The 13,334-nt window shown below is 66.1% G+C and carries 15 protein-coding genes; 11 read left to right on the plus strand and 4 right to left on the minus strand.

Features of this window, described 5'->3' with window-relative positions:
* Positions 1–87 precede the first annotated feature (87 nt).
* Genes BLR25_RS05935 through bioD form a run of 6 tightly spaced genes read left to right on the plus strand, consistent with a single transcriptional unit; the run spans position 88 to position 5,960 of the window.
* Positions 88–1,263: a DUF2863 family protein gene (locus BLR25_RS05935; RefSeq protein WP_091935217.1), complete on the plus strand. Its 1,176-nt coding sequence runs from the start codon at positions 88–90 to the stop codon at positions 1,261–1,263.
* Positions 1,264–1,275: 12 nt separating this feature from the next.
* On the plus strand, positions 1,276–2,610 hold the full coding sequence (locus BLR25_RS05940) for an adenosylmethionine--8-amino-7-oxononanoate transaminase (RefSeq protein WP_091935221.1): 1,335 nt from the start codon (positions 1,276–1,278) through the stop codon (positions 2,608–2,610).
* Complete coding sequence (gene bioF / locus BLR25_RS05945; protein ID WP_091935225.1) at positions 2,607–3,770, plus strand: 8-amino-7-oxononanoate synthase; 1,164 nt, start codon at positions 2,607–2,609, stop codon at positions 3,768–3,770. The genes BLR25_RS05940 and bioF overlap by 4 nt, the downstream gene beginning before the upstream one ends.
* Entirely contained in the window at positions 3,767–4,543 is a 777-nt protein-coding gene (locus BLR25_RS05950; RefSeq protein WP_091935228.1) for an alpha/beta fold hydrolase, read from the plus strand. Before bioF ends, BLR25_RS05950 begins: the two co-directional genes overlap by 4 nt.
* Entirely contained in the window at positions 4,509–5,279 is a 771-nt protein-coding gene (gene bioC / locus BLR25_RS05955; protein ID WP_091935232.1) for a malonyl-ACP O-methyltransferase BioC, read from the plus strand. The genes BLR25_RS05950 and bioC overlap by 35 nt, the downstream gene beginning before the upstream one ends.
* A 12-nt stretch (positions 5,280–5,291) precedes the next feature.
* Positions 5,292–5,960, plus strand: a complete 669-nt coding sequence (gene bioD / locus BLR25_RS05960) for a dethiobiotin synthase (protein ID WP_091935236.1) — start codon at positions 5,292–5,294, stop codon at positions 5,958–5,960.
* Positions 5,961–5,982: 22 nt separating this feature from the next.
* Here bioD and BLR25_RS05965 read toward each other — a convergent pair whose 3' ends face one another.
* Positions 5,983–6,327, minus strand: coding sequence for an Hpt domain-containing protein (locus BLR25_RS05965; RefSeq protein WP_091935240.1), 345 nt, complete (start codon positions 6,325–6,327; stop codon positions 5,983–5,985).
* Positions 6,328–6,365: 38 nt separating this feature from the next.
* Positions 6,366–7,418, minus strand: coding sequence for an HD domain-containing phosphohydrolase (locus tag BLR25_RS05970; RefSeq protein WP_091935530.1), 1,053 nt, complete (start codon positions 7,416–7,418; stop codon positions 6,366–6,368).
* Between the two features lie 104 nt (positions 7,419–7,522).
* Here BLR25_RS05970 and BLR25_RS05975 point away from each other — a divergent pair, with 104 nt between their 5' ends.
* The 4 genes from BLR25_RS05975 to BLR25_RS05990 all read left to right on the plus strand — a co-directional run bounded on the left by BLR25_RS05975 (position 7,523) and on the right by BLR25_RS05990 (position 9,508).
* Positions 7,523–8,065 (plus strand): septation protein A, encoded by a 543-nt coding sequence (locus BLR25_RS05975; protein ID WP_091935244.1) that lies wholly within the window; start codon positions 7,523–7,525, stop codon positions 8,063–8,065.
* Positions 8,065–8,367 carry a YciI family protein gene (locus BLR25_RS05980; RefSeq protein WP_091935249.1) on the plus strand — a complete coding sequence of 101 codons (303 nt, stop codon included), beginning with the start codon at positions 8,065–8,067 and terminating at the stop codon, positions 8,365–8,367. The genes BLR25_RS05975 and BLR25_RS05980 overlap by 1 nt, the downstream gene beginning before the upstream one ends.
* On the plus strand, positions 8,364–8,636 hold the full coding sequence (locus BLR25_RS05985) for a BolA family protein (RefSeq protein ID WP_091935252.1): 273 nt from the start codon (positions 8,364–8,366) through the stop codon (positions 8,634–8,636). The genes BLR25_RS05980 and BLR25_RS05985 overlap by 4 nt, the downstream gene beginning before the upstream one ends.
* Before the next feature lie 86 nt (positions 8,637–8,722).
* Positions 8,723–9,508 carry a peptidylprolyl isomerase gene (locus tag BLR25_RS05990; RefSeq protein ID WP_091935255.1) on the plus strand — a complete coding sequence of 262 codons (786 nt, stop codon included), beginning with the start codon at positions 8,723–8,725 and terminating at the stop codon, positions 9,506–9,508.
* A gap of 145 nt (positions 9,509–9,653) precedes the next feature.
* Here the strand turns inward: BLR25_RS05990 and BLR25_RS05995 are convergent, their stop codons facing one another.
* The gene (locus BLR25_RS05995; RefSeq protein ID WP_091935258.1) at positions 9,654–12,398 is read right to left on the minus strand and encodes a PD-(D/E)XK nuclease family protein; all 2,745 of its coding nucleotides are present in this window, start codon (positions 12,396–12,398) and stop codon (positions 9,654–9,656) included.
* Positions 12,395–12,718: a ferredoxin FdxA gene (gene fdxA, locus BLR25_RS06000; protein ID WP_091935262.1), complete on the minus strand. Its 324-nt coding sequence runs from the start codon at positions 12,716–12,718 to the stop codon at positions 12,395–12,397. Before fdxA ends, BLR25_RS05995 begins: the two co-directional genes overlap by 4 nt.
* 271 nt (positions 12,719–12,989) lie before the next feature.
* Between fdxA and trxA the strand changes: the two genes are divergently transcribed.
* Complete coding sequence (trxA, locus tag BLR25_RS06005; RefSeq protein WP_091935265.1) at positions 12,990–13,316, plus strand: thioredoxin TrxA; 327 nt, start codon at positions 12,990–12,992, stop codon at positions 13,314–13,316.
* The last annotated feature ends 18 nt before the right edge of the window (positions 13,317–13,334 follow it).

The raw sequence follows: 13,334 nt of genomic DNA on the forward strand, positions 1-13,334 counted from the left end.
GCGGAGTCCGGACAAGAGGGCGGGCGCAGATTGTAGCGAGGCGACTGGTACAATAGAGGATTAATCGCTGCACAGGTTCCCCGTCCGATGAAACGCAATCGTCTTCCTACCCGCAAGCGCATCTCCGCCGATGCCTCCGAACTCGGCCGGATCGCCACCAGCCTCGCCGACTCCGGCGGCAAGCTCGAGGACATCTTCTGGGAGAAAAAACTCTCCGACCTCATCTGCAAGCTGCTCGAAAGCGGCGCCGAGGACGACCTCAACGCCGCGCTCGACCGTCTCTTCGACTCGAACGCCAGCGCCCACGACTGCCTCGCCGACGCCGTCGAGGCCGCCGCCGAATCGTGCATCCTGAGCGTCGACGGCGAAGACTACGACGTGCTGCTCTTCAACGTGCCGCTGCTCGCCTGGTCGCGCTTCTCGATCCCCTCGGGAACGATCCCGACCAGCACCCTGCAGACGCTTGGCGTCCAGCTCGGCGCCCACGTCTTCTCGGCCGACGCGCGCATCGCGCTGACCAACTATCTGTTCAGCCCCGACCAGCTGCCGCGCAGCTTCGTCGACACCTGGCTCCTGATGCGCGAACTCGGCGCCGCGGCGATCCGCAACGAAGCGCTGGCGCTCGACGTGACGAGCTTGCCGGAAACGAACCAGTTCCTCTCCGACACGCGCTACCTGATCGGCGCCATCGCCGTGCCGCACGGACGGCCGCTCTTCCGCTGGAATGAGAACGACCACGCGACGCGCGAAACGGCACTCAAGGAATGGACGAAGCAAGGCACTCCCTGCCTCGAACCGCTGCTTACCGGCTGCGCCTTCCAGCCGCTGCTCGCCGACGCCTACCACGCCGCCTGCCGCAACGCCGACATGGCCTCGCGCCCGTATTCGTTGCGCGCTTCCGTCGACTTCCTGCAAACGACGCTCGGCAAACCGGCCGAATCGCTGCGTGCCGTCATCGGCGCCTTCTATGACAAACGCCTGGAAGAATACCGCATCGCCTTCGGCCCGCGCGACGACGATGTCATCTATCACGGCGTCATCTGGCCGCTGCTCGGCAGTGAGGACGAGAACACCGATGTCATCAGCGACATCGAGGTGCTGCTGCGCGAGTCCGGCGTCAAGGAAATCGTCGTGCACAACCAGCAGTTCCCGTTCGAGTTCTGCGACGACTGCGGTGCGCCGCTCTATCCGAATGTCGATGGCGAACCGGTACACGCCGAACTGCCGGAGCAGAACAACGCTCCCTCGCAAACCCTGCACTAGAGCGCCTCTGCCATGAACAATACGGAACTGCTGCAACGCAGCCTGGCCGCCGTCTGGCATCCGTGCACCCAGATGAAACAGCACGTCAATCAGGACGCGGCGGCGCTGCCGCTGATCCCGATCGCGCGCGGCGAGGGTGCCTGGCTTTACGATTTCGACGGCAATCGCTACCTCGATGCAATCAGCTCGTGGTGGGTCAACCTCTTCGGCCACGCCAACCCGCGCATCAACGCGGCGCTGCGCGCGCAGCTCGACGAACTCGAGCATGTCATCCTCGCCGGTTTCACGCACCGGCCGGTCGTCGAACTCTCCGAACGTCTGTCGGCGTTGACCGGACACGCACTCGGCCACTGTTTCTTCGCCTCCGACGGCGCCTCGGCCACCGAGATCGCGCTGAAGATGTCCTTCCACAGCTGGCGCAACCGCGGCTTCGAGACGAAGCAGCAGTTCCTCTGTCTCGAAGGCAGCTACCACGGCGAGACCGTCGGCGCGCTGGCGGTGACCGACGTCGCCATTTTCAAGGACGCCTACGCGCCGCTGGTGCGCAGCGCCGCGACGGTGCCGACGCCCGACGCGCGACTGGCGCGAGACGGCGAGACGGCCGTCGACGTCGCCCGGCGTGCGGCAAGCGCGCTCGAACAGCATCTCGACCGCCACCACGAAACGATCGCCGCGCTGATCGTCGAACCGCTGATCCAGTGTGCCAGCGGCATGGCGATGTACGACCCCGAATACCTGCGTCTCGCCCGCGAACTCTGCAGCCGCTACAACGTGCACCTGATCTGCGACGAAATCGCCGTCGGCTGCGGCCGCACCGGCACCTTCTTCGCGCACGAACAGGCCGGCATCCGGCCCGATTTCCTCTGCCTGTCGAAGGGCATCTCGGGCGGCTACCTGCCGCTCTCGATCGTGCTCACCACCGACAAGGTCTACCAGGCCTTCTACGACGACGCCACGGCGCGCGGCTTCCTGCACTCGCACTCCTACACCGGCAATGCGCTGGCCTGCCGCGCCGCGCTGGCGACGCTCGACATCTTCGCCGAAGACAAGGTCATTGCCGGAAACAAGCTGCGCGCCGAAAAGCTCGCCGCCGCGCTGGCGCCGCTCGGCGCCCGTACCGACGTCGTCCATCTGCGTCAGAAAGGCATGATCGCCGCCTTCGACGTGCGCACTGACGATCCGGCCTTCTCACGCAAGTTCTATCGCGCCGCGCTGGCGCGTGAAGCGCTCGTGCGGCCGATCGGTACCACCGTCTACGTCATGCCGCCGTACATCGTCAGCGACGACGAGATCGCGCACCTCGGCCAGGCCCTTGCTGGCGCCCTCGACACGACGCTCGCGGCATGATCTGGGACGAACTCAGCGAAGGGCTCGCCGGGCTCGACCGCGACGGCCTGCGTCGGCGCCGGCGCCAGCTCGCCTCGCCCTGCGGCCCGGAAGCGATCGTCGACGGACGCCGACTACTCAGCTTCTGCAGCAACGACTACCTCGGCCTCGCCAACGATCCGGCGCTGATCGAGGCGGCCGCGGCAACGGCCCGCCAGTGGGGCGTCGGCAGCGGTGCCTCGCATCTCGTCAGCGGCCACTTCGACGTCCACGAACAGCTCGAACAGCGGCTCGCCGCCTTCAGCGGCTTTGACCGGGCGCTGCTCTTCTCGACCGGCTACATGGCCAACCTCGGCATCGTCGGCGCGCTGCTCGACCGCGGCGACGCCGTCTTCGCCGACAAGCTCAACCACGCCTCGCTGATCGACGCAGCACAGCTGGCCAAGGCACAGGGCGTCACCAGCCTCCGCTACGCGCACGGCGACATCGCCGCGCTCGAGCGCCAGCTCGCCGCCAGCCCGGCCCGGCGCAAACTGATCCTCACCGACGCGGTCTTCAGCATGGACGGCGATGTCGCGCCGCTCGCCGAACTGTTCGCCCTGGCCGAGCGCTTCGACGCCTGGCTCGTCGTCGATGACGCCCACGGCTTCGGCGTGCTTGGCGAAAAAGGCCGCGGCAGCCTGTCGTATTGCGGCGTGCCCGAAAGCCCGCGCGTCATTTACATGGGTACGCTCGGCAAGGCGGCCGGCGCGGCCGGCGCCTTCGTCGCTGCGTCCGCCGACGTCGTCGAATGGCTGATCAGCCGCGCCCGCACCTACATCTTCACCACCGGTTCCAGCCCGATCATGGCCGGTGCGCTGCTCGCCAGCCTCGACCTGATCGAACACGGCGATGCCCGCCGCGCGCATCTGCAGGCGCTGATCGCCCAACTGCGCGAGGGGCTGGCCGGCACGCGCTGGCAACTCCTGCCTTCGCCGACCGCGATCCAGCCGATCATCCTCGGCGACAACCACGAAGCGCTGCGCGTCGCCAACGCACTGTACGAACGCGGACTCTGGGTCCCGGCGATCCGTCCGCCGACGGTCCCCAAGGGCACTGCCCGTCTGCGCGTGTCGCTTTCGGCCGTGCACACGCCGGCACAGGTGGGGCAACTCGTCGAAGCACTCAGGGGATTGTCATGAGCACTGCCGCCGAAAAACCCGGCCTGGCGCTGATCCACGGCTGGGGACTCGGGCGCGAGGCCTGGGCGCCGGTCACTGACGCACTCTCGGCCCACTATGACGTCCGTTGCATCGATCTGCCCGGCTATGGCGACGCCCCCGCCGACCCCGCCGATTTTTGCGCCACCGCCGACCGTCTTGCCGACGCCGTGCCGTCCGGCACGATCCTCTGCGGCTGGTCGCTCGGCGCGATGCTGGCGCTGCAGATGGCACACAACCGCCCGGAACGCTTCCGCGCGCTCTACCTCGTTGGCGCCACCGCCTGCTTCACACAGCAACGCGGCTGGTCGCACGGACAATCGCCGACACTGCTGAAGATGTTCATGACGGCGGTAAAAGCCGCGCCGGCCGACACGCTGCAACGCTTCATCGCGCTGCTCAACCAGGGTGACGCGCAGGCACGCGCCAACACCCGCACGCAACAGCGCGCCCTGCCGGCGGATCGTTTCGCCGACACCGCCAGCCTGCTGCAAGGGCTTGAGTGGTTGTGGAAATCCGATTTGCGCACGCTGGTCGCAACGATTAGCATTCCGACGCTGCTGATCCACGGTGAGAACGATCCGCTGATGCCCCTGCCGGCTGCGCAGTGGCTCGCCGATCACCTGCCCGACGCTCAGCTCGAAATTTTCCGCGGTGCCGCGCACGCTCCGTTCCTGAGCGCGCCCGAGCGCTTCGCCGAATTGCTGATCGATACCTGTCATGCTCTCCGCCCCTATCAAGCAACGCGTTCGTGAATCCTTCGACCGGGCCGCAAGTACCTACGACGGCGCCGCCATCCTGCAGCGCCGCGTCTGCGATCGCCTGCTCGCGCACCTGACACCGCCGACCACGCCGACCCGCATCCTCGATGCCGGCTGCGGCACCGGTTACGGCGCCCGCATCCTGCGCCAGCGCTGGCCGAACGTACCGATCATCGGCGTCGACTTCGCCCCGGCGATGCTCGACGTCGCGCGTGACGCGATCGACCTCGGCTTCGCCGCCGACATCGAGAAGTTGCCGTTCTCCAACGAATACGTCGACCTCTGGTGGTCGAGCCTGAGCATCCAGTGGTGCGACGCCGCCACCGTCTTCGCCGATGCCCTCCGCGTTCTCAAGCCCGGCGGCACGCTCGCCGTCAGCACGCTCGGCCCGGAAACCTTCCACGAACTGCGCACGGCCTTCACTGGCGTCGACGCGCATCGCCACACGCTCGCCTTCGACACGCCCGAAGCCATCCTCACCGCCCTCGAACAGGCCGGTTTCGGCGGCATCTCGCTGCGCCGCGAGCGGCACGCCGTGCATTACCCGGACCTCAAACGCCTGTTGCGCGCGGTCAAGGACATCGGCGCCCACAACGTCGGCGAGGGCGGCCGCAGCGGCATGATGGGACGCGCCGCCTGGCAGCGCGTCGAAGCCGCCTATGAACGCTTCCGCAGCGCCGACGGACTGCCGGCCAGCTACGACGTCATCCTCGCCACCGCCACGAAATAAACGAATCGACGCATGAACGCACCGAAAGACCACGCCTGGTTCATCGCCGGCACCGACACCGAAGTCGGCAAGACCTTTTCGACGAGCGCGCTGCTGCATGTGCTGAAAAATAACGGCGTGCGCGCCCTCGGCATGAAACCGGTCGCGGCCGGCACCAACGCCGCCGGCAGCAACGACGATGTCGACGCACTGATCGCCGCCGCGGGCGTCACGGCGCCGCTCGACCTGATCAATCCCTACCTGTTCGAACCGCCGATCGCGCCGCACATCGCGGCACAGGAAAGTGGCCGCACGATCGACTTCGACACCATCCTCGCCGCCTTCAGCCAACTCGCGCAATTCGCCGACGTCGTACTCGTCGAGGGCGTCGGCGGGTTCTGCGTGCCGCTCGGCAGCGACTGCGACGCCGCCGATCTCGCCCAGCGCCTCGGCCTGCCGGTGATCCTCGTCGTCGGCATGCGACTCGGCTGCATCAACCATGCGCTGCTCACCCAGGAAGCGATCGCCGCACGCGGCCTGCGCCTGACCGGCTGGATCGCCAACCGCATCGATCCGGCCATGTCACGCTTCGACGAGAATCTCGCGGCGCTCGTATCGCGGCTGAAGGCGCCGCTGCTCGGCGTCATCCCGGCCAACAGCACACCGGCGGCCGCCGCCGCGCACCTGCGCCTGCCCGACTGAAAACGACCGGACGCCCGTCCGTTCAGGCGTCCGCAGCCAAAGCAGCGGCGAGCTGCCGCACGGCAACGATCAGATCCTGCGTCAGCGACTCGGCGCCTTCGATCGTGCCGCCCGCCGCCAGTTGCTCCAGCCGCGCGGCCAATTGGCGCCCGGCTTCGAACGAGAAGGTCGCCAGCAGGCTCTTGACCGTGTGCGCTTCCCGCCGCAGTTGCGCCGCCTCACGCGACGCCAGCGCGCCGGCAAGCGCCTGACAGTAGGACTCGCATTCACCGACGAACATTTCCGCCATCTCTTTGAACAGCGCCTCGTCACCGTCGAGCCGGGTCAGTGCTTCCGCCCGGTCGTAAATTTTATCTCCCCCCGCCATCCCGTTATTCTCCTGTCAATTATCACCAGGCCCAGGCATCAACCGCCTTTGCCCACTTCATCACGATATTGTGCATGAATCTGCTGCACCGCGTCCCAGCGCGAGAAAAACGCATCGACGCAGGCCGGATCGAAATGTGCCGCCGACTGATCGCGGAGATAGGCCGCCGCCTCATCGAGCGACCAGGCCGGCTTGTACGGACGTGTCGAGGTCAGCGCATCGAAAACATCCGCCACCGCGACGACCCGCCCATACAACGGAATCGCCTCGCCAACGACCCCACAAGGATAACCGACGCCGTCAAAACGCTCGTGATGCGACACGGCAATCGTCGCTGCCGCCTGCAGGATCATCGACGCACTGCCCTTGAGCAATTCGTGGCCAATCTGCGCATGCCGCTTCATCACCTCGAATTCCTCTAGCGTCAGTCGCCCCGGCTTGAGCAGGATGTGATCGGGAATCCCGATCTTGCCGATGTCATGCATCGGCGAGGCTTGGAAGATCTGCCGGCAATCGTCGTCCGGAAGACCGAGTTCTTCGGCGATCAGGCGCGAATAATGCGCCATGCGCAGGATGTGCGCACCGGTTTCGGGATCGCGGAATTCGGCCGCGCGCGACATGCGGATCAGCAACTCCTGCTCGCGCGCATGCACGGCTTCGGTCGCCTTGGCCACTTCCTCGGCCAGCCAGGCGGCGCGGTCGGCGAGTTTCCTGCGCCCGTTCGACAGCGCCAGCATGTTGCGCACGCGCGTCGAGAACTCGACATGATCGACCGGCTTGGTCAGGAAATCCGAGGCGCCGCGGCGCAGGGCCTCATGGCGCACGCCGCGATCGTCGCTGGCGGTGATCATCAGCACCGGCACGTCTTCCATGCCCGGCGAGGCGCGCAGGCGGGAAATGAATTCGATGCCATCCATGTCCGGCATCATGTAATCGACGACGATCAGATCCGGCGCATGGGCGAGACACCAGGCCAGCCCGTCGACAGGATCGCGAAACAGTTCGGCATGACACAGGCCCAGCTTGCCGACGAGAGCGCCGAACAAGACCCGGTTGATTTCGCTGTCATCGATGATCGCAATCCGATTCATGCCGATGCCGATCTCCTTTATGACGAGTATATCAAAGCGGCGATTGGACACACCCGGCCTTTGCCGCCATAATCCGCTCACCGTTCGCACCACCCGGCTTCCCGATGAAATTCCTCTTCGACCTTTTCCCGGTTCTCCTGTTTTTCGCCGCATTCAAGTTCGGTGACATCTTCGTCGCTACCGGCGTTGCCATGGCCGCGACGGTCGCCCAGATCGGCTGGACCTGGTTCCGCCACCGCCGCGTCGACGGCATGCTCTGGGCCAGCCTTGCGATCATCACCGTCTTCGGCAGCGCGACGCTGCTGCTGCACGACGAAACCTTCATCAAATGGAAGCCGACGGTGCTCTACTGGACGCTCGCGCTCGGCCTCGCCGGCAGCCGCCTGTTCTTCCGCAAGAACCTGATCCGCACAGTCCTCGGCGAACAGATCACCCTCCCCGACCCGGTCTGGGAGAAGCTCAACGCCGCCTGGATCGGCTTTTTCGTTTTCATGGGCATCGCCAACCTGACGGTCGCCTTTGCGCTCGGGCTCTCGACCGATGCCTGGGTCAACTTCAAACTGTTCGGCGGCATGGGCCTGATGCTCGTCTTCGCGCTGGCGCAGGGTCTCATGCTCTCGAAATATATCGACGAGGAGAAAAAATAATGTTTTACATGATCATCGGAGAAGATCGCCCCGGTTCGCTCGACGCCCGTCTGGCCGCCCGTCCGGCGCACATCGAGCGGTTGCAGGCGCTGGTGGCCGAAGGCCGGATGCTGCTGGCCGGCCCGTGTCCGGCGATCGACGCGCTCGATCCCGGCCCCGCCGGCTTCACCGGCAGCCTGATCGTCGCCGAATTTCCGTCGCTGGAAGCCGCTCAGCGCTGGGCCGATGCCGATCCCTACGTTGCCGCCGGCGTCTACGAACGCGTCACCGTCAAGCCGTTCAAGAAGGTCCTGCCGGCATGACCCAGGCGCCGGATACCGAAGCGCTGCTGCGCGAACGGCTGGCGGCGCTGGCGCCACGGTCGATCGAGATCGCCGACGATTCGGCCGCGCACGCCGGTCACGGCAGTGCCGGCAAGGGCGGGCATTACCGCCTGCGCATCGTTTCCGAGGCATTCGCCGGCAAACCGAGACTGGCGCGGCACCGCCTCGTCTTCGACGCGCTCGGCGACCTGATGCACGCCCGCATCCATGCGCTCGTCATCGACGCGAAATCGCCGGAAGAAGCCTGACCCCTCTGTTTATCCCATTTACTCCGACGCGAAGAACTCCTATCCTAGACGTTTTTCACCCGCTCGGTCAGACCCAAGGATCTCACATGCAAAAATTCACGAAACATGCGGCCGCCCTGCTCGTCGGCGCGATGATGTCGGCCCCCCTGCTGGCGGCAGGCAACACCTTCGTCACCGTCAACGGTTCCCCCGTTTCGCAAACCATGGCCAATGTCTTCATTGCCGAGCAGAAGGCGCAAGGCGCCCCCGACTCGCCCGAAGTCAAGGATGCCGTACGCGAGGAACTGATCCGCCGCGAACTCCTGATGCAGGAAGCCAAGAAAGCCGGCCTCGACAAGAAGGCCGACATCGTCGCCCAGGCCGAGGCCGTGCGCCAGTCGATCATCATCCGCGCCTACGTGCAGGAATATGCGCGCAAGAATCCGATCGGCGACGCCCAACTCAAGTCGCAGTATGACGCCATCAAGGCGCAGCTCGGCAGCACGGAATACAAGGCGCGCCACATCCTCGTCAAGGAAGAGGCCGAAGCCAAGACGATCATCGACAACCTCAAGAAGGGCGCCAAGTTCGACGAACTGGCCAAGCAATCGATCGATCCGGGTTCGAAGGACAGCGGCGGCGACCTCGGCTGGTCGAGTGCCAACAACTTCGTCAAGCCGTTCGCCGACGCGCTGACCAGCCTGAGCAACGGCAAGTACACCGAAACCCCGGTCAAGTCGGAATTCGGCTTCCACGTCATCCTGCTCGACGAGACGCGTCCGCTCGCCGTCCCGCCGTTCGACGAACTCAAGCCGCGCCTGCTGCAGCAAGCCCAGTCGCAACAGATCAGCAAGATGGTCGAAGACCTGCGCGCCAAGGCCAAGGTCCAGTAAGCCAACAGCACCGACAGAGCGCCGGGACGGTCATGCGACCCTCCCGGCGTTTTTTTTGCCTGTCGGCCGCCGCCCGTCCGGCCAAGAGCCTATTTCGGCAGGGATCGTGGGCCGCGCCGAAATAGGCTCTAAATTCCCGCCGGCATCAAGCGATATAGGCCTTGCGACAAAGTCCGGCCGCCTCGCACCAGCGGCAGACGGTATCGACCCCATGCGCCGGCAGACCGGCACCGGCACGCATCGCCGTCATGCTGCGGGTCAGACGCGCCGCCTGCGCCATGGCGCTCGCCTGCAGCGCGGCGCGATCCTCGCAGGAACGCACGGCCGCGACGGTCTGGTCGTCGAGCGCCACATACGCCGCCTCGCCGGCATCGCCGTGCAGCAGGGCATAGGCCGGCAATTGCACATCGTCGTCGAGACGGTCGCGGATCGCCTTGACGGTCTGCGTCTTGTAATCGAGCAGTGCCGCCTCACCATCGTCGCGGCGGTCGATGCGGTCGATGCGGCCGTAGAATTCGATGCTGCCGCCGCCGTCGAGCGCCAGTGTGCGGGTCACGGGTGTTTCTGCCTGCGCCCAATGCCAGCCGGCTGCTTCGCGCGCGCGCTGCCAGTCGAGATAGGCGCCGAGTCGCTGCCCCCAGCGCTGACGCCAAGCGATCGCCAGCAGATTCTCACCGACCGCCGGCGCGAAAACGGCGTCGACACAGGCCTGCAGCGCCTTCAGGGCATCCGCCCCGGTCAACGCCGAAACACGCGGGTAGCGACCATGAAACAGTTCGAGCGAACGATGTACGAGCGCGCCATAATCGCTTTTCTCCATCTCCTCGCTGACTTCGTCGAGTTCGCCGAGACGCAGCACATGACGCGCGAAAAAGCGGTACGGACAGGCGACCAGGCTGCCATAGGCGCTGACCGAGACGCGCGCCGGCACGAGGCCGGCCGCGACTGCCGGCGCTGCCTGGCAGCTCGGCAGCGGCGCCGTCGCCGAATCGGCGGGCGCATCCGGCCGCGCCGGCAAAGCCGGGCGTTCGAGCGGGACTTTCCAGGCCTCGGCATGCAAGGCGGCCAGCACGAGAAACTCGCGCGCCAGCAGATTGGCCTCGCCGTCCTGCACCGACTGCCAGGTAACCGTCACCTGCGGTACCGTCGCCAGCAGCAACTCGAGGTCGCGGCGCAGTTCACGCTCGCTGTCGGCCAGCGTGCGCAGACCCAATTCACGACGGACCGACTGGTTGAAGAAGGCACCGGTCGCAGCCGGCGCCAGATGGCGCTGGTCGCCGCCGATCATCAAGGCCGCCTCGAAACGGCGCAAACAGACGGCATTGAGCGGCGTCACGACAACCGGACTCGCCAGCGACCCGTCGCGAAAGCTCGCCCCCTCGAACTCGCGGTTGAGCCAGTCGCGCCAGGCGCTCAGCGCGAATACGGCGTCGGTACCTTCGAGTTCGAGCAAGCGCGCGTCGAGCAGATCGAGCAGCGCCTGCCCGGCGGTATCGGCACGCAGGGCGTCGAGCGCCCCCAGCGCCTCGAGCGCCTTGAGCAGACGGCCGATCCAGCGCACCAGCGTCGCCGGCCGACTGTCAAGCAGGGCCCGCGCCGCCTCGATCCGGTCTAGCAGAACCTGCGCCGGCGCGGCGGCATCGTTCCCAAGCTCCAGCAAGACCCGCCGCAGGCGCGTCAATCCGGACGCCACCGAGCCCTTGCGAATGGCCGTCTCGATCGTCGCCACCGCATCCGCACGCGCGCTCGCATCGAAATCGCCGAACAGGAAGGGCGACTTGCACAGATCGAGCACGTCGCGATGATAGGCATTGCCCGCCACCACTTCGATCAGCGCATCGACCGCGGCGGCCGCGCGCGAGGTCGATAACAACCAGCCGGTTTCATCGCTGACGAGCACGCCCTCGCGTTCGAGCAGGGCGCGCACGCGCCGCGCCGTCAGCCGGTCCTGGGCGATCAGCGCAATCCGTTTCTTGCCGGAAAGCAGCCACTCGGCGACCTGAGCCACGGCGCTCTGCGCTTCATGCTCGCGCCCGGCGGCGGCAACGAGCGCCAGACGACCGGCCAACGGACTCTCAGGCAAACGTTGCGCCAGCGCCTCGGCGCGTTCAACCAGCGGCGTGTCGAGCTGCGCCGGCCAGGCCGCATCGAGCACGTCCAGCACGGGCGTCGCCGCCGTCTCGCGCGGCGACGGGTGACAGATCCGGACAGTCTGGCCTTCGCCGTAGCGGGCAAGAAACGCGCGCTCGGCCGCGTCCAGCGACTCCTCGACGGGCGCATCGAGCAGCACCCACAGGGGCTGCGCCGGCACCCGCGCCAGCTCGGCGAGTTGCAGGCGATAGCGGGCCGTTGCGTCGATCGCGCCCGACGCCGCCAACGCGCGCCACAACTCGTGCACCACGCGTGCTTCGAACGCCAGGGGCGCCGACGCGCGCAAGGCATACGCCTGTTCGAGTTGCGTCACCAGCGCTTCCGCATCTTCCGGCAGACCGACCGAAGCCGCCGTCAGTTCGTCGAACAAGGCCGCCATTTCCGCCGCGATGCCCCACAAGGCCCGCTCGTCGAACCAGGCGCGCGCGCGCAGCGCCTCCTGCAGCAGGACGAGACGGCGACTCGCCGGCAGGGGCTCGGCAAGATCGGGCAAGGGCTGCGACTGCGCCCACGCACGCAGCGTATCGAAACGCGGCAGCAGCAAGGCCGGCGACCCCTCGCAACGCTGCGTTGCCCGCACCAGCGCGGCGCGGAACTCGGCAGCCATCGGCATCGCCGGCACCAGTACACGTAGGCCGGACAGATCCCCTGCCGCCAGTTGCGACGGGAAAGCCGCCAACAACGCGTCGGCGAGATCGTCAAAGAAGGACGCGCCGGGGGGCAGCGTCGAAACGATCATCGCTCGAGCCGGTTGCGCTTGCCGGGGGTACCGTTCCAGTCGTCGGCGTCGGGCGGCGGTTCGCGGCGCTCGCTGATGATCGGCCAGACCTTCGACATTTCGGCATTGAGCGCGATAAACGACTGCTGGTCGCCCGGCACATCGTCCTCGGCAAGGATCGCCTCGGCCGGACACTCGGCGGCGCAGAGCGTGCAGTCGATGCACTCGTCCGGATCGATCACCAGGAAATTCGGTCCTTCATGGAAACAGTCAACGGGGCAGACATCGACGCAATCGGTATATTTGCACTTGATGCAGTTCTCGGTGACGACGTAGGCCATAATCACTCACTCGTCAGTTCATGGAACGCCGACTATAGCGCATTTAATCGGCGATCGCCGGGGCCGGCCAGATATCCTGACCGCACGGGAACTTACCATCGTCATAGCCACCCAAGTGCCGTGCCGCGCCAATTCTTCCTTCCATTCAGGGAATTTTTTCGCTACGATAGGGTCAATTCGGCGTCGGGGCCATTTCTCCAAGAAAACCTACTCAGAGCCCGAGCCCCCCAACGTTCCCGTTCAATTGCACAACAAGACAGAGGTATTCCCCATGAGCGATCTGATTCATTACGTCACCGACGATACGTTTGCTGCAGAGGTGCTCGAAGCGCAGCAACCCGTGTTGCTCGACTTCTGGGCCGAATGGTGTGGCCCGTGCAAAATGCTGGCACCGATTCTCGACGAAATCGCCAGCGATTATGCCGGTCGCCTGAAGGTCGCCAAGCTCAACATCGACGATAACCAGAACACGCCGGCGAGCTTCGGCGTGCGCGGCATCCCGACGCTGATGATTTTCAAGAATGGCAATGTCGAGGCGACGAAAGTCGGCGCGCTGTCCAAGTCGCAACTCGCGTCCTTCATTGACAGCAACCTGTAAACTCGATACCCTCCGCCT

The sequence above is a fragment of the Propionivibrio dicarboxylicus genome, assembly GCF_900099695.1.
GTDB classification, from domain to species: Bacteria; Pseudomonadota; Gammaproteobacteria; order Burkholderiales; family Rhodocyclaceae; genus Propionivibrio; species Propionivibrio dicarboxylicus.

What these genes read in the sequence shown, in the direction of transcription:
- BLR25_RS05935 (WP_091935217.1), top strand. Translation starts at nt 88, where the DNA reads ATGAAACGCAATCGTCTTCCTACCCGCAAGCGCATCTCCGCCGATGCC.
- BLR25_RS05940 (WP_091935221.1), top strand. Translation starts at nt 1,276, where the DNA reads ATGAACAATACGGAACTGCTGCAACGCAGCCTGGCCGCCGTCTGGCAT.
- bioF (WP_091935225.1), top strand. Translation starts at nt 2,607, where the DNA reads ATGATCTGGGACGAACTCAGCGAAGGGCTCGCCGGGCTCGACCGCGAC.
- BLR25_RS05950 (WP_091935228.1), top strand. Translation starts at nt 3,767, where the DNA reads ATGAGCACTGCCGCCGAAAAACCCGGCCTGGCGCTGATCCACGGCTGG.
- bioC (WP_091935232.1), top strand. Translation starts at nt 4,509, where the DNA reads ATGCTCTCCGCCCCTATCAAGCAACGCGTTCGTGAATCCTTCGACCGG.
- bioD (WP_091935236.1), top strand. Translation starts at nt 5,292, where the DNA reads ATGAACGCACCGAAAGACCACGCCTGGTTCATCGCCGGCACCGACACC.
- BLR25_RS05965 (WP_091935240.1), bottom strand. Translation starts at nt 6,327, where the DNA reads ATGGCGGGGGGAGATAAAATTTACGACCGGGCGGAAGCACTGACCCGG.
- BLR25_RS05970 (WP_091935530.1), bottom strand. Translation starts at nt 7,418, where the DNA reads ATGAATCGGATTGCGATCATCGATGACAGCGAAATCAACCGGGTCTTG.
- BLR25_RS05975 (WP_091935244.1), top strand. Translation starts at nt 7,523, where the DNA reads ATGAAATTCCTCTTCGACCTTTTCCCGGTTCTCCTGTTTTTCGCCGCA.
- BLR25_RS05980 (WP_091935249.1), top strand. Translation starts at nt 8,065, where the DNA reads ATGTTTTACATGATCATCGGAGAAGATCGCCCCGGTTCGCTCGACGCC.
- BLR25_RS05985 (WP_091935252.1), top strand. Translation starts at nt 8,364, where the DNA reads ATGACCCAGGCGCCGGATACCGAAGCGCTGCTGCGCGAACGGCTGGCG.
- BLR25_RS05990 (WP_091935255.1), top strand. Translation starts at nt 8,723, where the DNA reads ATGCAAAAATTCACGAAACATGCGGCCGCCCTGCTCGTCGGCGCGATG.
- BLR25_RS05995 (WP_091935258.1), bottom strand. Translation starts at nt 12,398, where the DNA reads ATGATCGTTTCGACGCTGCCCCCCGGCGCGTCCTTCTTTGACGATCTC.
- fdxA (WP_091935262.1), bottom strand. Translation starts at nt 12,718, where the DNA reads ATGGCCTACGTCGTCACCGAGAACTGCATCAAGTGCAAATATACCGAT.
- trxA (WP_091935265.1), top strand. Translation starts at nt 12,990, where the DNA reads ATGAGCGATCTGATTCATTACGTCACCGACGATACGTTTGCTGCAGAG.